Source organism: Actinoplanes sp. KI2, assembly GCF_025630775.1.
Lineage (GTDB): Bacteria > Actinomycetota > Actinomycetes > Mycobacteriales > Micromonosporaceae > Actinoplanes.
Genome location: NZ_JAOSZE010000060.1, coordinates 18,763 through 36,171 on the forward strand (window position 1 = coordinate 18,763; position 17,409 = coordinate 36,171).

Genomic DNA, 17,409 nt, shown 5'->3' on the forward strand with positions numbered 1-17,409 from the left:
CCATGCGACGCAGAGCAGTTCTCGGGCTCGGGGGAGCGGCCGTGCCGGCCGCGCTCCTCGGCCCCGGCGCCCCGGCCGTGGCCCACGCCCGGCGGTGGCTGCACACCTGGGTGGCGATGCCGCAGCTGACCGAGCCGGGCAACCTGCCGCCGGCGCCGTTCACCGGGACCTCCTCGGTGCTGGTCGACACCACGCTCCGCCAGACGGTGCACGTCACCGTGGGCGGGTCGAGGCTGCGGGTCCGCTACTCCAACGCCTTCGGCGGGGCGGCCCTGCCCATCACGTCGGCGGCGGTGGCGCTGCCGGTGGACGGCAAGGCCGGGGTCTCGGCGATCGTGCCGGACTCCTCGCGGGCCCTGACGTTCGGCGGCCGGTCCTCGGTGGTCGTGCCGATGGGTGCCAACGTGGTGTCCGACCCGATCGACCTGCCGGTGTCCTTCGGGGCAAATTTGACAATCACGACGTATCTCGCGGCCGGGCAGGCGACGTTGAACCTGACCTCGCATCCCGGCTCGCGGACCACGACGTACCTGGTGAACGGGAATTTCGTTGCTTCTCCGGACCTGTCGGGTGCGGCGACCGTGGCGCACTGGTACCTGATCAGCGGGGTCGAGGTGCTCGGCGGTGCGCCGGCCATCGCGATCGTCGGGGACTCGCTCACCGACGGGCGCGGGTCCACGACCGACGGGAACGACCGCTGGCCCGACCAGTTGTTCGCCCGGCGGCCGCGCACCGCCGTGCTCAACCAGGCGGCCGGCGGCAACCGGGTGCTCAACGACGGCCTCGGCCCGAACGTCCTGGCCCGCCTCGACCGGGACGTGCTCGCCACCAGCGGCGTCGACCGGATGATGATCTTCGAGGGGGTCAACGACATCGGCACCGCGGCGGCCACCGACGCCGCCCAGAAGCAGGTCACCGACGATCTGCTGTTCGCCTTCGAGCAGGTGGTGCTGCGGGCGCACGCGCGGGACATCACGGCGTACGGCGCGACGATCACCCCGTTCGGCGGGAACACCGGCTACGACGACCCCGACGGGCTGCGCGAACGGTCCCGCCAGGCGGTCAACGCGGTGATCCGCCGGGGCCGGCTCTTCGACGAGTTCGCCGACTTCGACGTCGCCGCCCGCGACCCGGCGAACCCGCGCCAGCTCAACCCGGCCTACGACGTCGGGGATCACCTGCACATGAACCCGTCCGGCTACGGAGCCCTGGCGGCGGCGGTGCCGTTGCGCTGGCTCACCTGAGGTGCCGCCGCGGCGGCTCACCTCGAGATAGACGTCCCGCGCGATCCCCGGGCTTACGCGGACCCGGGGCTCGCGCGGGACCCCTTCGATGGCTCCTCGACGCTGCCGCCTCGCGGCGGCGGGCCGGTCAGGTGCTGGCGATCCAGGTGGGATGGGCGGTCACGAACGCGGCCATCGTGTCGTCCTTGGCGGCGCGGAACATGTCGAGGCTGTCGGGGGTGAGGCCCTCCGCCGAGCCGACGCCGGGCGGAGCCTTGACCGGGTTGAACTTACCGGCGTTGGTCTTCAGCGTGATGATGGTGTCGGGGTTGACGTTGCGCATGCCGAAGGCCCAGTCCTCGAGCGAGATGCCCTGCCGGAACACGGTCATCGCCCTGCCGATCGCGGTGAGCAGGCTGGGCAGCTTGGTCGGCGAGTTGAGGCCCTCGCTCACCGAGGTCTTCAGGATCGCCTTGAGCAGCTGCTGCTGGTGCCGCTGGCGGCCGTAGTCGCCGTCGTGCTTGGCGAGCAGGTCGCGCTGGCGGGCGAAGTCGAGCGCCTCGGCCGGGGTGAAGCAGTGGTTGCCGACGGTGTACTTGTTCGGGGTCACGCCCGGCACCTTGTGCTTGATGATGCCGGCGCCATCGGTTATGTACGGCACGGCCTGCTTGCCGTTCGCGTCGTGACCGATGTGGATCGACGTGACGTTCTCGTCGACGTTCATGCAGACCTTCCCGAGGATCTTCATGATGTCGGTGAAGCCGGAGTAGTTGACGACCGCCTCGGCGTCCGGGGTGATGCCGAACTGCTGCTGGATCGTCTTGGTCAGCAGCGCCATGCCCTGCGTGATGGCCTCGTCGCCGTCGAGACCCATGCTGCCGAACGCGAACGCGGAGTTGATTTTGTCGTGGTGCTCGGCGTTCCGGTACTTCCCGTTGTTGTACTGCGGGATGTCCACCAGGGTGTCGCGCGGGACGGACAGCATGTACGCCTGCCGATGGTCGGCGGCGATGTGCAGGATGATGATCGAGTCGGTGTGGCTCGCCAGGTGCGTCTTGGACCAGCTGGGCCGGGTGTCCAGGCTGGCCAGCAGGATGTTCTTGGCGCCCTTGATCTCGGCGTGCTTCACCGCGAGTCCCGGGGGGAGCTTGTGGTCGCCGAGCGCGTTGTTGACCTTGCCCTCCGCGACCTTGGCGATCGCGATGGTGCCTCCGCTCAACACCACCAGGACGGCGCCCAGGGTCAGCGAGACCTTCGCCCACAGCGGCGATTTGCGGCGTTTGTCCCGGGGCTCCTTCGGCACAGGACCACTATGCTCCCGGTCCGCAAGGTCTGCGCCGGTTATTCGAACCGGCTGACGTCTTGGTCGAGCCGGCTGACGTCTTACTCGAACCGGCTGACGTCGCCGGCGCCGACCCGGATGATCTCGGGCTCGCCCTCGGACAGGTCGATCACCGTGGACGGCTCGGTGCCGCACTCGCCCGCGTCGAGCACCGCGTCCACCGAGTGGTCGAGCAGCTCCTTGATGTCCCAGCCGCTGGTCATCGGCTCGTCGTGACCGGGGAGCAGCAGCGTGCTCGACACCAGCGGCTCGCCCAGCTCCTCGAGCAGCGCCTGCACCACGACGTGCTCCGGGATGCGGACGCCGACCGTCTTCTTCTTCGGGTGCAGCAGCCGGCGCGGCACCTCCTTGGTGGCCGGCAGGATGAACGTGTACGGGCCGGGCGTGGACGCCTTCACCAGGCGGAACGAGGCGTTGTTGATCTGTACGAACTGGCCCAGCCGGGCGAAGTCGTGGCACATCAGCGTGAAGTGGTGCCGGTCGTCCAGGTGCCGGATCTCGCGGATCCGGTCCAGGGCGGCCTTGTTACCCATCCGGCAGCCGAGCGCGAAGCACGAGTCGGTGGGGTAGACGATCAGGCCGTCCTGCCGCACGATGTCGGCCACCTGCCGGATCGCCCGGGGCTGCGGGTTCTCCGGGTGCACGTCGAAATACTTCGCCACCGGAGCAGCTTAGTGACCGCCTCGGGCCGGCGCGGGGCTTATGGCCGTGCCGCGCCGGTGTTTCCACTGGACGGGTCGGCTATCGCCGCTGGGCGTCGTCCGGGCCGGCCGGCTCGTGCTCCGCACCGGGATCTCGCTCCGCCTGCGCTTCGTCCTGCTTCTCGGCTCGCCGGCCGGCTTCGACCTTGTCGAGGCCCGCGTCGAGATCCCGCGAGGACTCGTCGGCGATGAGCTTGGCCTTGCCCGGTGTCGTCATGGCGGTGGCATGCCCGCGCGGGGCCGGCCCAAACGAGGGTGCGCGGTGGCCGATTGCCGCCGCGGCCTGCCGACCGGTCGACGGTGGGCTGCGGCCGGGTGCCGCCGCGCCCTGCCGACCGGCCGCCCGGTCAAAACGACCGGTGTGCTGCGGCCGGGTGCCCGTCGGGCGTCCGGCCGAACGCGGTCAGGCGGCGTTCCGCAAGCCCCGGTCGGCGAGTGCGGCCAGCCCGGCGACGCCGCATGCCGCGGCGCTCGCCCCCAGCACCAGCGGCGGCGAGACGACCTGGGCCAGCAGCGCGCCGCCGGCCGCGCCGAGCGGGGCCGCGGTGGCCAGCAGACCGCGCTGCAGGCCGAAGACGGCGCCGTGCGCCGACGGGTCCGTCCAGCGTTGCAGGGCCGAGGTCTCGATCGTCGTGTATGGACCCCAGATCGCTCCGCTCAGCAGGAACAGCGCCGCGGCGGTCCCGGCGTCGCCGATGATCGGCAGCGGGAGCATGGTGGCGCCCCACAGGGCGGCACCGATGGCGTTGACCCGGCCTGGTCGACGGCGGGCGAGACGGGCCGCGGCGGCCAGCGAGAGGATCGCGCCGAGGCCGAACGCCGACCAGATGAGGCCGTACGTGCCGGCGTCGCCGCCGAGCCGGTCGCGCACGTACGCCGGGGTGACCGTTTCGAACGGGCCGTACAGCAGGTAGTAGGCCGTGGAGAGGGCGATCAGCGCCAGCACCCGGCGCGGCGGCCGCCGAGGCCCGTGCGGCGGGCCGGCCGGCGACGGGGCGGTGGCCGCCGCGGGCAGCCGGCGGACCACGGCGAGCGCGGGCAGCAGCAGCGCGGCCGGCACGGCGACCGCATACACCGGGCCGAGCAGCTCGAACGACGGTCCGACCAGCACCCCCGCGGCGAGCAGGGGCAACTGGTCGCTGAGCCCGATCACGATGTTGGCCTGCCCGAGGCGGCCCCGGCCGACCAGGCGGGGGGTCGCCCAGCGGACCGCGGCGTAGCTGGCCGGGCTGGTGGCGCCGCACAGGGCACCGGCCGCGACCACCGCCGGCAGCGGGAGAGCGCCGGTTGCCGCCCCGGCGCAGATCAGCAGAAGCAGCGCGACACAGCGGACGGCGAGGTCGGCGCCGGCGACGCGGCGTGCGCCCCACCGGTCGATGGCGCGGCCGGCGACCGAGGCGGTGAGCAGGGTGGGCAGCCGCAGCGCGAGCACCACCAGTGCGGTCTCCGAGCCGGTCCAGCCGCGCGGGCCGGCGGCCCACAGCACGAGCAGCAGGACGATGTTGTCGGCGGCGCCGGCCAGGAAGTTGAGACTGCCCGCGGCCCAGACCGACGCGGGCAGACGGGCGGCCGCCGCCGGCGCGGCGCTCACGGAGTCACGCAGCGGTCCCGCGGTGCGGCGTTCACGCAGCGGTCGGGCGGTGCGGCGGTCGGGTCGCGGCCGGGCGGTGCGGCTGTCACGGCGTCACGCTGCGGTCCGGCGGTCCGGCGGTCCGGCGGTCCGGCAGCGCGGCGGTGCGGCGGTCATGGCGTCACGCTGCGGTCGACCGGGCAGTCCGCGCCGCACGCCGGCCAGGTGCACACCCGGCAGGCCGCGTCCGCGTGGGCGCGCAAACGCGGCTGGGACAGCAGCGACTGACGCAAACCCTCGACGAGCCCGGCCCGGACCTCCGGCGGCAGCGTGCCGAGCAGGGCCGCGACCGCGGCGTCGCGCCGGTCGGCCCAGGTTCGCAGCAGGGCCGCCCCGCCGGTCGCCAGGTGCAGCGGCACCCCGCGGCCGGTGGAGGCGCCCCGGGTGAGCAGCCCGCGGGCGGCGAGCCGGTCGACCAGCCGCACCGTCCCGGACTGGGTGAGCTCGATGCGCGGCCGCAGCCAGTCCTGCGAGCAGCCGTCGTAGGCCGCGACGAGGGTGAGGGCGGCCAGGTCGCGCGGCTCGACGCCGAGGTCTCGTAGCTGGGCCCGGAGCCGGTCCTGCACCGCGTTGATCCAGGCGACCACGACGTTGCCGGTATGCATGACTCATGCATATCAGGAATCGACGGTGATCGCCGGACCCGCCGGGACAACCCGGCGGCCCCGCGCGGAGGGTGAGTAGGCAACCAGCAGGGCGGGAAGGCGGGGACTCGTGTCTGCCTCGTACGATATGGGGCTTTTGGTCCTGGGGCGGAAGTGTGGCGTGAGCCGGGCAGCGGGACGATGCTGGAACGCGTGGAAACTGAACTCTTCATCGGTGGTAAGTGGGTCCCTGCTTCCTCGGGGGATCGGTTCGACGTGCTCGATCCGGCGACCGGCGAGGTGATCGCGTCGGTGGCCGACGGCGGGGAGAGCGACGCCGGCGCGGCCGTCGACGCGGCGGCCGCGGCCGGCCCCGGATGGGCGGCCACCCCGCCCCGGCAGCGCGGGGAGGCGCTGCGCCGGGCATTCGAGCTGATGACGGCGCGGGCCGACGAGCTGGCCAAGCTGATCAGCCTGGAGAACGGGAAGGCGCTGGCCGACGCCAAGGGGGAGGTGACCTACGCGGCGGAGTTCTTCCGATGGTTCGCGGAGGAGGCGGTACGCGGGGAGGGGCTGGTCAGCACGGCGCCGAGCGGGGCGAACCGGATTCTGGTGGTGCGCCAGCCGGTCGGGGTCTGCGTGCTGGTGACGCCCTGGAACTTCCCGGCGGCGATGGCCACCCGCAAGATCGGCCCGGCGCTGGCGGCGGGGTGCACGGTGATCCTCAAGCCGGCCAGCGACACGCCGCTGACCGCGCTCGCGATGGCGGCGATCCTGGCCGAGGCGGGGGTGCCCGAAGGGGTCGTCAACGTGCTGCCGTCGCGCAGCTCGGGCAAGGTCGTCTCGAAAATGCTCAAGGATCCGCGGGTACGGAAGGTGTCGTTCACGGGATCGACCGAGGTGGGGCGGATCCTGCTCGCCCAGGCGGCGGAGAACGTCGTGAACACGTCGATGGAGCTGGGCGGCAACGCGCCGTTCCTGGTGTTCGCCGATGCGGATCTCGACGCTGCGCTGGACGGGGCGATGATCGCGAAGATGCGCAACGGCGGGGAGGCGTGCACCGCCGCCAACCGGTTCTACGTCGAGGCGTCGGTGGCCGACGAGTTCTCCCGGCGGCTGGCCGAGCGGATGGCGGGGCTGGTGGTCGGGCCGGGGACCGACGAGAAGACGCAGGTCGGGCCCCTCGTGAACGAGGACACCGTGGCCAAGGTCGACGGGCTCGTGAGGACCGCCGTCGACGGTGGGGCGACTGCCGTGATCGGGGGCAGCCGGCCGGACGGGCCGGGGTTCTACTACCCGCCGACGGTGCTGACCGGGGTGCCGGCCGATGCGCCGATCCTGCACGAGGAGATCTTCGGGCCGGTGGCGCCGATCGTCACCTTCACGTCCGAGGACGAGGCCGTGCGGTACGCGAACGACACCGAGTTCGGCCTGGTCGCGTACGTCTTCACCAGGGATCTCGCGCGCGGGCTGCGGGTCAGCGAGGCGATCGAGGCCGGCATGGTCGGGCTGAACCGGGGCCTGGTCAGCGACCCGGCGGCGCCGTTCGGCGGGGTCAAGCAGAGCGGCATCGGGCGCGAGGGCGGCCACGAGGGGCTGCTCGAGTACCTGGAATCGAAGTACATCGCGGTCAACTGGTAGTTCGCTGGGAGAGGGGCCGGAGGCATTGCCTCCGGCCAATCTTTTACTGCTATTGTGCTAGGAACCTAGTGGAATGGCAGTAAGGATGATCGAGTTTCACCTGGACGCCCGCTCGGGCGTCGCGCCCTACATGCAGCTCATCCGGCAGGTCCGGCACGCCATGCGGCTGGGCCTGCTCCAGGAGGGCGACAAGCTGCCCACGGTCAAGGACGTCGTGGCCCGCGTCGCGATCAACCCGAACACGGTGCTCAAGGCGTACCGAGAGTTGGAGTACGAGGGGCTCGTGCAGCCCCGGCCCGGCCTCGGCACCTTCGTGACCCGCACCCTCGGTGGCGAGTCGGAGCTCGCCGCGTACGAGCCGCTGCGCCGCGACCTGGACGGCTGGCTCGCCAAGGCGCGCGACGCCGGGCTCGACGACGAGAGCATCGAGGCCCTGTTCGTGAGCACCTTTCGTCACTTTTGCCGAGAAAGAGCGGGACGATGACCAGCGCGGTGGTGACTGAGCACCTGACCAAGAAGTACGGGCGGCGGACCGCACTGTCCGACTGCACGCTCGACATCCCGGCCGGCCACGTGGTCGGCCTGGTCGGGCCGAACGGCGCCGGCAAGTCGACGTTGCTCCAGATGATCTGCGGGTTGCTGCAGCCGACCGCGGGGCGGCTGTCAGTGCTCGGCGGCGACCCGGTCAGCGGCTCGCCCCGGGTCGGGTTCGTCGCCCAGGACACGCCGGTCTACGCCGGCCTGACCGTCGAGGACCACCTGCGCTTCGGCGCGCATCTCAACCCGTCCTGGGACGAGGCGATCGCCCGCGGCCGGATCGAGGCGCTGGGGCTCGACCCGCGGCAGAAGGCCGGCAAGCTCTCCGGCGGCCAGCGCGCCCAGCTCGCCCTGACCGTGGCCATCGCCAAGCGCCCCGACCTGCTGCTGCTCGACGAGCCGGTGGCCGCGCTCGACCCGCTCGCCCGGCGGGAGTTCCTGCAGGGCCTGATGGAGTACGTGGCCGAGTCCGGCACCAGCGTGGTCATGTCCTCGCATCTGGTCGCCGACCTGGAACGCGTCTGTGACTACCTGATCGTGCTGGTCCAGTCCCGGGTGCGGGTCACCGGCGAGGTGGAGGACCTACTCAGCACCCACCACCGGCTCACCGGCGCGCGGATCGACCCGGACGCGCTCGGGCCCGGCCGCCAGGTGGTGCAGGCCCGGCACACCGACGTGCAGTCGACGCTCGTGGTGCGCAGCACCGCTCCGATCGACGACCCGGCGTTCAGCGTCGACGGCATCGACCTGGAGGACCTCGTGCTCGCCTACCTGACCGAGGCCGGGCAGTCCGGCCGTGACCGCGTACTGGAGAAGCAGCGATGATCTGGCTCACCTGGCGTCAGTTCCGGATCCAGGCCCTGATCGGCGGCGCGGTCACCGTCGTGGTCGCCGCCGTCTTCCTGGCCACCCGGGGATCGCTGTTGCAGGTGGCCCGGGACATGGGCTACCAGGGCTGCACCGCCGACTGCGACCAACTGGCCAATCAGTTCCTCCAGCGGGTCGACGGGACGCAGTACAGCGCGCTGCAGAAGTACGGCAGCATCCTGCTGATGGTCATGCCGGCCCTGGTCGGCCTGTTCTGGGGCGCGCCGCTGGTCGCCCGGGAGCTGGAGGCCGGCACCCACCGCCTGGTCTGGAACCAGACGGTGAGCCGGGGCCGCTGGCTGGCCGTCAAGCTGGGCGGGATCGGCCTGGCCACGGTCGTCGTGGCCGGGCTGCTGACCTGGGCGATCACCGCCTGGGCGAGCCCGATCGACCGGGCCGGCGACTGGATGAGCCCGGACACCTTCACGGTCCGCGGGGTGGTGCCGATCGGGTACGCGGCGTTCGCCTTCGTCGCCGGGGTGACGATCGGCATGCTGATGCGCCGGACCGTGCCGGCGATGGCGGTGACCCTGGTGGTCGTCGTGGGCGCGGTGTTCCTGTCGATGTTCGTCCTCCGCCCGCACCTGGTCGCGCAGACGACCTATCAGGGCGCCCTCACCGCCGACCGGATCCACGGGATCGGCCTCAGCATCAACGACCCGCAGCGGCGAGTCCGGATCGAAACTCAGGCGCCGGTGAAGTCCGCGTGGGTGCTGAGCAACGATGTGGTCACATCTTCGGGCGCGTCCTGGCACGGCCCGTACGACCCCACCAGGTGCGGCCCCGGGGTGCCGGGCGGCCCGGAGGGCTGCGAGCAGTGGATCGCTTCGCAGAATCTGCAACAAAAGGTGATCTACCTCGGTCCGGATAAGTTCTGGCCGCTCCAATGGCGCGAACTGGGCGCTTTCCTGGTAGTTTCGGCGCTTCTCGTGGCCTTCTGCTTCTGGTGGATACGCCGTCGGGTGGCGTAAGGTTCGCTCGCACTTCGGGTAGTCGGCCGATGCTTACGCACGGGTTGTGAACTATCTTTCACATCCGGGCCGTACCCCGTGTCGAGCGCGCGCCGCGCTGCTCGATACTTGGGGCCACGTCTCGGCGGACGACACAGGTCGGGAACCACCTGAGAGGAATTCTCGGAAATGCGCAAGAAGCTGCTGGCGGTCGCGACGGTCGGGCTCCTGGCCGCTGCCACGATGACAGCGTGTGACGACTCGAACAAGTCGGGTGACACCAGTGGTGGCAGCGACTCCGGCACCGGCTCGGGCCAGGCCCGGGTCGGCATCATCCTGCCGGACACCGAGAGCTCCACGCGATGGAAGAACGACGACCCCAAGTACCTGAAGGCGGCGTTCGACTCCCAGCACATCCCGGTCGAGATCAAGAACGCGCTGGGCGACAAGGCCAACTTCGTGAAGATCGCCACCGACATGCTCAACAGCGGCGTGAAGGTGCTGATGATCGCGAACCTTGACTCGGACACCGGCAAAGAGGTGCTCGACAAGGCCAAGCAGAAGAAGATCCCGACGATCGACTACGACCGGCTCACCCTCAACGGCGGCGCCGACTACTACGTCAGCTTCGACAACGTGAAGGTCGGCACGCTGCAGGCGACCGGCCTGATCAACTGCCTCCGCGACAAGAACGCGGTGAACCCGATCGTGGCCGAGGTGAACGGGTCGCCGACCGACAACAACGCGACGCTGTTCAAGAAGGGGTACGACGACCTCCTGAACCCGCTGTACGACAAGGCGTCGTTCACCAAGGGCCCGGACCAGTCGGTCCCGGACTGGAACAACGACGAGGGCGGCCGGATCTTCGCGCAGATGCTGTCCCAGCAGCCGAAGATCGCCGGCGTCCTGGCGGCGAACGACGGCCTGGCCGGCGCCGTGATCAAGGTGCTGCAGTCGAAGGGCATGGCCGGCCGGGTGCCGGTCACCGGTCAGGACGCCACGGTCCCGGGCCTGCAGGCGGTGCTCGCCGGCGAGCAGTGCATGACCGTCTACAAGCCGCTCAGGCCGGAGGCCGAGCGCGCCGCCGACCTGGCGATCGCGCTTTACAAGGGCGAGCGCCCGACGGTCAAGGACCAGATCAAGGACCCGGAGTCGGGCGCCTACGTCCCGTTCGCCCTGCTGGAGCCTCAGCCGATCACCGCCGACTCGGTCAAGGTCGTGGTGAACGACAAGTTCGTCAGCAAGAAGGACCTCTGCACCGGCAGGTACGCGGCGCTCTGCGTCCAGTACGGCATCGTGTAAGCGAGTAAGCAGCGTCAAGCAGGGGCCAGGCGGATCCGCACCCGGCGGTTCTGCCGGCCCTTGCTTTCCACCTTGACCACCTCGACCCGGCCGACCTGCGCGGTGGAGGCCACGTGCGTGCCGCCGTCGGCCTGCATGTCCAGCCCGACGATGTCGATCACCCGGATCTCCGGCTCGTCCAGCGGCGGCAACGCGTCCTGGGTGCGCACCAGGGTGGGGATCCGCAGGGCCTCCTCGCGCGGCAGAACCCGCGCGACGATCTTGCGATCGGCGGCGATCTCGGCGTTCACCGCGTCCTCGAGGCTCTGCTTGAAGCCCGGCGGCACCTCGGGGAGGTTGAAGTCCATCCGGGCCTCGCCGGGCTGCATGTTGCCGCCGGTGACCAGCGCGCCGAAGTCGCGGAACACCGTCCCGCACAGAATGTGCAGGCCGGAGTGGGTGCGCATGAGCGTGCTGCGGCGTTCGTCGTCGATCGCGCCCCGTACCTTGGTGCCGGCCCGCGGGATCGGGTCGCCGGGCGCCGGTATCAGCGAGAAGTCGTCGCCCTTGCGGGTGTCGACGATCCGCGTCCGGACGCCCTGCCACAGCAGCACGCCGTGGTCCGGCGGCTGCCCGCCACCGCCCGGATAGAAGGCGGAGCGGTCGAGCACGATGCCCGCCTCCGGATCGCCGGGGTCGGACCACACCACGGTGCAGTCCCACTCCCGCAGGCCGGGATCTTCCCAGTCAAGGCGTACGCTCACGCCGGAACCTCCTCGATCACGCTATGCGCGGCCCTTGAGACGTCGGCCCATCTCCCGCGCGATCTCCTTCTGGGCGTCCCGCTCCGCCATGACCTGCCGTTTGTCGTACGACTTGAGACCGCGCGCCATGCCGAGCTCGACCTTCGCCCAGCCGTTGCTGAAATACATCGACAACGGCACGAGGGTCAGGCCGTTCCCGTCCCGCAGCTGGTTGAGGATCTTCGCGATCTCGATGCGGTGCAGCAGCAGCTTGCGGGTGCGGCGCGGGACGTGGTTGGTCCAGCTGCCGTAGCCGTACTCGGCGATGTGCAGGCCGTACAGCATGATCTCGCCCTCGTGCTCCTGGGCGAACGCGTCGACCAGGGACGCGCGGCCCTCGCGCAGCGATTTCACCTCGGTGCCGGCCAGCACGAGACCCGCCTCGTACGTCTTGAGGATCGCGTAGTCGTGCCGCGCCTTCTTGTTCGAGGCGATCAGCTTCCGGCCTTGTTCCTTTGCCACCGGCCTACGGTACCGGCCGCCTCATCGCGTACGTGACGCTGCTGAGCCGGTGCGGCTCGTCCTTCACGTGGATCGCGGCCCGCGCGTACGCCTGCCAGCCGGCCGCGCCCGCCCGGTTGAGGTGGCGCAGGTCGTCGAAGCGCTCGTCGGTGCCCCAGCGGAGCACGCCGCCCGGGTGATGGAACGTGGCCGTCCAGTCCATGAAGCGATCGGTGCCGAGCGTGCCGGCGGCGCGGTACTCCAGACGCGCGTACTCCCAATTGGTCACCCGTTCGATTATGCCGGTACCCGTTTCACCGTGCTGTCCGAAACCGACAGGGGAACGGTGCTGCCCGCCATCCGACAGTGACCTGGACAACTCTTCCCTGAGAAAACCCTGAGCTTGGCGAATTCAGGGTTGGGGCCTTCGCAACGCCCGGCATACCCTTCCGCCGAAAGCACCATCGAACGTCGGGGGGCGACGCGGCAATGGCAACGGGTGGGATAGCGCGGCTGGTCTGTGGCCGCTGGTCGAAGTGGATCGTGCTCGCCTTGTGGGTGGTCGTGCTCGCGATCGCCGGTCCGCTGGCGGGCAAGCTGAGCGGGGTCGAGAAGAACGACAACTCGGCCTGGCTGCCCAGCGGCGCCGAGGCGACCCAGGTGGCCGACCTGCAGAAGCAGTTCGCGCCGGACGACATCGCCCCGGCGGTGATCGTCTACGAGCGCACCGGCGGCATCACCGCCGCCGACCAGGCCAAGGCGGCCGCCGACGCGAAGGCGTTCGCGACCGTGGACGGCGTGTCGGGTCAGGTGACCGGGCCGATCCCGGCGCAGGACAAGCAGGCCCTGCAGACGATCGTGCCGATCAAGGTGGACGCGGCCGGCTGGGAGAAGATCGCCGACACCGTCGCCTCGCTCAAGACCATCGCGAACAACAGCCTGCCCGTGACGAACGGCTCGGCCGCGATGGTGGTCTACCTGACCGGTCCGGCCGGGAACGCGGCCGACTCCGCGTCGGCGTTCCAGGGCATCGACGGGACCCTGCTGTACACGACGCTGATCGTGGTGGCTGTGATCCTGCTGGTCACGTACCGGAGTCCGGTCCTGTGGCTGTTGCCGATCATCACGGCGGGCGTGGCGCTGACCACGGCGCAATCGGTGATCTACCTGCTCGCCGAGCACGCCGGCCTGGTGGTGAACGCGCAGAGTGCCGGCATCCTCACGGTGCTGGTCTTCGGCGCCGGCACCGACTACGCGCTGTTGCTGATCGCCCGGTACCGGGAGGAGCTGCGCAAGCACGAGGACCGGCACGAGGCCATGATGCTGGCCCTGCACCGGGCCGGGCCGGCGATCATCGCGAGCGCCGCGACCGTCGCGATCGGCATGTCGATCCTCACGCTCGCCGACCTCAACTCGACCTCGGGGCTCGGCCCGGTGGCCGCGCTCGGCATCGCGGTCGGCCTGCTCGCCATGATCACGTTGCTGCCGGCGCTGCTGGTCATCTTCGGGCGCTGGCTGTTCTGGCCGGCCCGCCCGAGGTACGGCACGGCCGAGCCGACCGCGACCGGCTTCTGGGCCCGGCTCGGCGGCCGCATCGCGCACCGCCCGCGGATCGTCTGGATCGGCACCGCCGCCGCGCTCGGCGCGCTGGCCCTCGGCCTGTTCCAGCTCAACGCGAACGGCCTGTCCACGGCCGACAGCTTCACCACCAAGCAGCCCTCGGTCTCCGGCGAGGAGGCGCTCGCCCGGCACTTCGCCGCCGGTCAGGGCCAGCCGGTCACGGTGATCGCCAACGCGGCCCAGGCCGACCAGGTGCGTCAGGCGCTCGCCGCGGTGTCCGGGATCAGCGCGGTCGCCGACCCGATGGTCAAGGGCAACCTGGTGCGGCTGGACGGCACGCTGACCGCCGCGCCCGACAGCAAGGCCGCCCAGGCGACCGTCGAACGGGTGCGCGTCGCCGTGCACGCGGTGCCCGGCGCGAACGCCAAGGCGGGCGGCACGACCGCCATGATGGTCGACATCAACGCGGCCAACCGGCACGACAACAAGCTGATCATCCCGCTCGTCCTGCTGGTCGTGCTGGTGATCCTCGGCCTGCTGTTGCGGGCGATCGTGGCGCCGGTGATCCTGATCGCCACCGTGGTGCTGTCGTTCGCGGCGGCACTCGGCGTCAGCGCGCTGGTCTTCCGGCACATCTTCCACTTCGCCGGCGAGGACACCTCGTTCCCGCTGTTCGTCTTCGTCTTCCTGGTCGCCCTGGGCATCGACTACAACATCTTCCTGATGACCCGGGTGCGGGAGGAGGCGCGGACGCACGGCACCCGGCGCGGCGCCGTGATCGGCCTGGCCGCCACCGGCGGCGTGATCACCTCGGCCGGTATCGTGCTGGCCGGCACGTTCGCCGCGCTCGCCAGCCTGCCGCTGGTCGCGTTCGCCGAGATCGGCTTCGCCGTGGCGTTCGGCGTCCTGCTGGACACGCTGATCGTCCGCTCGGTGCTGGTCACCGCGCTCAACCTGGACATCGGCCGGCACATGTGGTGGCCGAGCAAGCTCGCCCAGGTGCCCGACGAGCCCGGCGCCGAGTCCGGGACCCCGCCGGCGTTGTCAGCATCTGAACCCGAACTAACGCACTGACTGCCGCTCCTTGCAGGGTCGGGAGACACCGACCCTGCAAGGAGGCGAGGCCGATGAAGGCCGTCCGGGTTCACTCCTACGGAAAGCGCCCGTCCGTCGACGAGGTCCCCGAGCCGCGCGTGACCGGGCCGCTCGACGTGCTGGTCCAGGTCGGCGCGGCCGGGCTGTGCCGCACCGACCTGCACATCGTCGAGGGGCAATGGGCCGAGAAGTCCGGCGTGCAGCTCCCGTACACGATCGGGCATGAGAACGCCGGCTGGGTGCGCGAGGTGGGCAGCGCGGTCACCAATGTCGCCGCCGGCGACGCGGTGATCCTGCACCCGCTGGTCACCTGCGGGCTGTGCCGGCCCTGCCGCTCCGGCGACGACGTGCACTGCGAGAACTCCCGCTTCCCGGGCATCGACTCGGACGGCGGGATGGCCGAATACCTGCTGACCAGCGCCCGCTCGGTGGTCAAGCTCGCCGACGGCCTGGAGCCGGCGGCCGTCGCCGCGCTCGCCGACGCCGGGCTGACCGCCTACCACGCGGTGCGCAAGGCGGTGCCGCTGCTGTACCCGGGGACCACCTGTGTGGTGATCGGAGCCGGCGGGCTCGGCCACATCGGCGTCCAGTGCCTGCTCGCGATGACCGCCGCCCGGGTCGTCGTGGTCGACCCCAACCCGGCCGCCCGCGAGCTCGCCCGGTCGCTGGGGGCGCATGAGGTCACCGACCGCACCGACCACCTGGTGGACAGCGCGCACGTGGTGCTCGACTTCGTCGGGGAGCAGGGCGCCGAGAAGGTCGGCCTGACGCTGACCCGCCGCGCGGGCAGCTACTTCGTGATCGGCTACGGCGGGACGGTGGACATCCCGACCATCGACCTGATCTCCACCGAGCGCAACATCATCGGCAACCTGGTCGGGTCCTACAACGACCTCGACGAGCTGATGACGCTCGCCGCCCAGGGCAAGGTCACCCTGCACACCCGGACCTACCCGCTGACCGCGGTGAACGAGGCCATGGACGATCTGGAGGCCGGGCGCCTGCAGGGACGCGGGATCCTGGTGCCCTGATGTACAGCAAGGACGGACAGAGCTACTTCGTGGTGGACGGGCACACGCACTTCTGGGACGGCAGCCCGGCCAACCAGATCAACCGGTACGGCGAGGGCTTCATCAAGTGCTTCTACGACTACCACTCGAACCTGTCGCCGGAGTCGTACCGCTGGACCCTCGAGGAGTTCGAGCGGTACCCCGAGGAGCGCCTTCTGCATGATCTCTTCGAGGTGGGCTACGACGACGTCGCGATCCTGCAGTCGACCTATCTGAGCGACTGGTACGTGAACGGCTTCAACACGACGCAGCAGAACGGGGAGATCGCCGAGCGGAACCCGGGCCGGTTCATCGTCAACGGGCGCTTCGACCCGCGGGACGGCGAGGCCGGGCTGGAGCGGTTGGAGCGTCTGCACGAGCGCTGGCAGCTGCGCGGGGTCAAGCTCTACACGGCCGAGTGGAAGGGCGACAGCAAGGGCTGGAAGCTGAGCGACCCGTGGGCGTACCGGTATCTGGAGAGGTGCGAGGCGCTCGGGATCCGCAACATCCATGTGCACAAGGGCCCGACGGTCTACCCGATGAACCGGGACGCGTTCGACGTCGCCGATGTGGACGACGCCGCGACCGCGTTCCCGGGGCTGCGGTTCATCGTCGAGCACGTCGGGCTGCCGCGGCTCGAGGACTTCTGCTGGATCGCCACCCAGGAGCCGAACGTGTACGGCGGGCTGGCGGTGGCGATGCCGTTCATCCACTCCCGGCCGCGGTACTTCGCGCAGATCATCGGCGAGTTGCTGTACTGGCTCGACGAGAACCGCCTGCTGTTCGGCAGCGACTACGCGATCTGGCAGCCGAAGTGGCTGATCGAGAAGTTCGTCGACTTCCAGATCCCGGAGGACATGCAGGGCGAGTACGGGGTGCTGACTCCCACGATCAAGAAGAAGATCCTGGGGTTGAACGCGGCCCGGCTCTACGACCTCAAGGTGCCCGGCGAGCTGGACATCGCGGACCCCGGCGGCGGATCGGCGATCGGCTCGACCCCGGCGCCGGCGGCGACCACCGCATGAGCCCGACATCGTCGCAGGTGTGGGCGGCCCTGTCCGGGGTGCGTGACCCCGAACTGGACCGCCCGATCACCGACCTCGGCTTCGTGGCGTCGGTGCGGGTGGCGCCGGTCCGGGTGCAGTTGCGGTTGCCGACGTACTTTTGCGCGCCGAACTTCGCCTGGCTGATGGTGGCCGACGCCCGGGACGCGGTGTCCGCGCTCCCGGACGCCGGCCCGGTGTCGGTGGTGCTGCTCGATCACTTCGCGTCGGAGGAGATCAACGCGGCCGCCTTCGACGCGGCGTTCGACACCGACGGCACCGATCCGTCGCTGTCCTCGCTGCGCCTGATCTTCGACCGGAAGGCGCACGTGGCGGCTCAGGATCGGCTGGCCCGCCGGTTGAGCGGTGACCTGTCCCGGCTGTCCCTGGCGGAGGCGGCACGGCAGGCGCCGGACGCGGCCGCCGCCGTCGTGCGTCGCCGGGCCCGGCTCGGGATCAGCAGCGACTACGCCCTGTGTGATGACACCGGGGCGCCGCTGACCCCCGAGGCGCTGCCCGGGTGGCTGCGCTTCGCGCGAACCGTCCGGGTCAGCATCGACGGTAACGCCGGTCTCTGCCGGGGCCTGCTGGAGACCCGGTACGGGCTGACGCGCGCCGAGCCTTAGCGGTACGGTTCCCCCGCTGTCGTCATGGGGGGAACT

The 17,409-nt window shown here is 70.8% G+C and carries 18 protein-coding genes; 10 read left to right on the forward strand and 8 right to left on the reverse strand.

All coding sequences use genetic code 11. The features are described 5' to 3' along the window. Positions 1-2: 2 nt before the first annotated feature. The gene (locus tag ODJ79_RS41320) at positions 3-1,244 is read left to right on the forward strand and encodes an SGNH/GDSL hydrolase family protein (RefSeq protein WP_263029173.1); all 1,242 of its coding nucleotides are present in this window, start codon (positions 3-5) and stop codon (positions 1,242-1,244) included. Positions 1,245-1,371: 127 nt separating this feature from the next. Here ODJ79_RS41320 and ODJ79_RS41325 read toward each other — a convergent pair whose 3' ends face one another. From ODJ79_RS41325 to ODJ79_RS41345, 5 genes are all read right to left on the reverse strand, one after another. Continuing rightward, positions 1,372-2,526 carry an LCP family protein gene (locus ODJ79_RS41325; protein WP_263029174.1) on the reverse strand — a complete coding sequence of 385 codons (1,155 nt, stop codon included), beginning with the start codon at positions 2,524-2,526 and terminating at the stop codon, positions 1,372-1,374. 80 nt (positions 2,527-2,606) lie between these two features. Further along, positions 2,607-3,227, reverse strand: a complete 621-nt coding sequence (locus tag ODJ79_RS41330; RefSeq protein WP_263029175.1) for an L-threonylcarbamoyladenylate synthase — start codon at positions 3,225-3,227, stop codon at positions 2,607-2,609. 79 nt (positions 3,228-3,306) lie between these two features. Then, positions 3,307-3,483, reverse strand: a complete 177-nt coding sequence (locus ODJ79_RS41335; protein WP_263029176.1) for a hypothetical protein — start codon at positions 3,481-3,483, stop codon at positions 3,307-3,309. A 186-nt stretch (positions 3,484-3,669) separates the two neighbouring features. Continuing rightward, entirely contained in the window at positions 3,670-4,857 is a 1,188-nt protein-coding gene (locus ODJ79_RS41340) for an MFS transporter (protein ID WP_263029177.1), read from the reverse strand. 152 nt (positions 4,858-5,009) lie between these two features. Continuing rightward, entirely contained in the window at positions 5,010-5,501 is a 492-nt protein-coding gene (locus tag ODJ79_RS41345) for a MarR family winged helix-turn-helix transcriptional regulator (protein ID WP_263029178.1), read from the reverse strand. A 180-nt stretch (positions 5,502-5,681) separates the two neighbouring features. On the opposite strand from ODJ79_RS41345, the gene ODJ79_RS41350 reads away from it, so the two are divergent. The 5 genes from ODJ79_RS41350 (at position 5,682) to ODJ79_RS41370 (ending at position 10,777) form a co-directional block, all read left to right on the forward strand. Beyond that, positions 5,682-7,121, forward strand: coding sequence for an NAD-dependent succinate-semialdehyde dehydrogenase (locus ODJ79_RS41350; protein ID WP_263029179.1), 1,440 nt, complete (start codon positions 5,682-5,684; stop codon positions 7,119-7,121). 85 nt (positions 7,122-7,206) lie between these two features. Beyond that, positions 7,207-7,605, forward strand: a complete 399-nt coding sequence (locus tag ODJ79_RS41355; RefSeq protein WP_263029180.1) for a GntR family transcriptional regulator — start codon at positions 7,207-7,209, stop codon at positions 7,603-7,605. Next, positions 7,602-8,483: an ABC transporter ATP-binding protein gene (locus tag ODJ79_RS41360; RefSeq protein ID WP_263029181.1), complete on the forward strand. Its 882-nt coding sequence runs from the start codon at positions 7,602-7,604 to the stop codon at positions 8,481-8,483. The genes ODJ79_RS41355 and ODJ79_RS41360 overlap by 4 nt, the downstream gene beginning before the upstream one ends. Then, positions 8,480-9,496 carry an ABC transporter permease gene (locus ODJ79_RS41365; RefSeq protein WP_263029182.1) on the forward strand — a complete coding sequence of 339 codons (1,017 nt, stop codon included), beginning with the start codon at positions 8,480-8,482 and terminating at the stop codon, positions 9,494-9,496. Before ODJ79_RS41360 ends, ODJ79_RS41365 begins: the two co-directional genes overlap by 4 nt. A 168-nt stretch (positions 9,497-9,664) precedes the next feature. Further along, the gene (locus tag ODJ79_RS41370; RefSeq protein WP_263029183.1) at positions 9,665-10,777 is read left to right on the forward strand and encodes a sugar ABC transporter substrate-binding protein; all 1,113 of its coding nucleotides are present in this window, start codon (positions 9,665-9,667) and stop codon (positions 10,775-10,777) included. Positions 10,778-10,791: 14 nt separating this feature from the next. Here ODJ79_RS41370 and ODJ79_RS41375 read toward each other — a convergent pair whose 3' ends face one another. Genes ODJ79_RS41375 through ODJ79_RS41385 form a run of 3 tightly spaced genes read right to left on the reverse strand, consistent with a single transcriptional unit; the run spans position 10,792 to position 12,289 of the window. After that, positions 10,792-11,520 carry an alanyl-tRNA editing protein gene (locus tag ODJ79_RS41375; protein ID WP_263029184.1) on the reverse strand — a complete coding sequence of 243 codons (729 nt, stop codon included), beginning with the start codon at positions 11,518-11,520 and terminating at the stop codon, positions 10,792-10,794. A 21-nt stretch (positions 11,521-11,541) separates the two neighbouring features. Continuing rightward, positions 11,542-12,021 carry an SsrA-binding protein SmpB gene (gene smpB / locus ODJ79_RS41380; RefSeq protein ID WP_263029185.1) on the reverse strand — a complete coding sequence of 160 codons (480 nt, stop codon included), beginning with the start codon at positions 12,019-12,021 and terminating at the stop codon, positions 11,542-11,544. Positions 12,022-12,025: 4 nt separating this feature from the next. Continuing rightward, a complete protein-coding gene (locus ODJ79_RS41385; RefSeq protein ID WP_020517247.1) occupies positions 12,026-12,289 on the reverse strand; it encodes a hypothetical protein in 264 nt (87 codons plus the stop codon). 200 nt (positions 12,290-12,489) lie between these two features. On the opposite strand from ODJ79_RS41385, the gene ODJ79_RS41390 reads away from it, so the two are divergent. From ODJ79_RS41390 to ODJ79_RS41405, 4 genes are read left to right on the forward strand one after another with little or no spacing between them, the layout of a single operon-like run. Beyond that, complete coding sequence (locus tag ODJ79_RS41390; RefSeq protein ID WP_263029186.1) at positions 12,490-14,634, forward strand: MMPL family transporter; 2,145 nt, start codon at positions 12,490-12,492, stop codon at positions 14,632-14,634. A gap of 53 nt (positions 14,635-14,687) precedes the next feature. Continuing rightward, entirely contained in the window at positions 14,688-15,686 is a 999-nt protein-coding gene (locus tag ODJ79_RS41395; RefSeq protein WP_263029187.1) for an NAD(P)-dependent alcohol dehydrogenase, read from the forward strand. Further along, the gene (locus tag ODJ79_RS41400; RefSeq protein ID WP_263029188.1) at positions 15,686-16,729 is read left to right on the forward strand and encodes an amidohydrolase family protein; all 1,044 of its coding nucleotides are present in this window, start codon (positions 15,686-15,688) and stop codon (positions 16,727-16,729) included. Before ODJ79_RS41395 ends, ODJ79_RS41400 begins: the two co-directional genes overlap by 1 nt. Next, a complete protein-coding gene (locus ODJ79_RS41405; protein ID WP_263029189.1) occupies positions 16,726-17,373 on the forward strand; it encodes an iron-sulfur cluster assembly protein in 648 nt (215 codons plus the stop codon). Before ODJ79_RS41400 ends, ODJ79_RS41405 begins: the two co-directional genes overlap by 4 nt. Positions 17,374-17,409 lie beyond the last annotated feature (36 nt).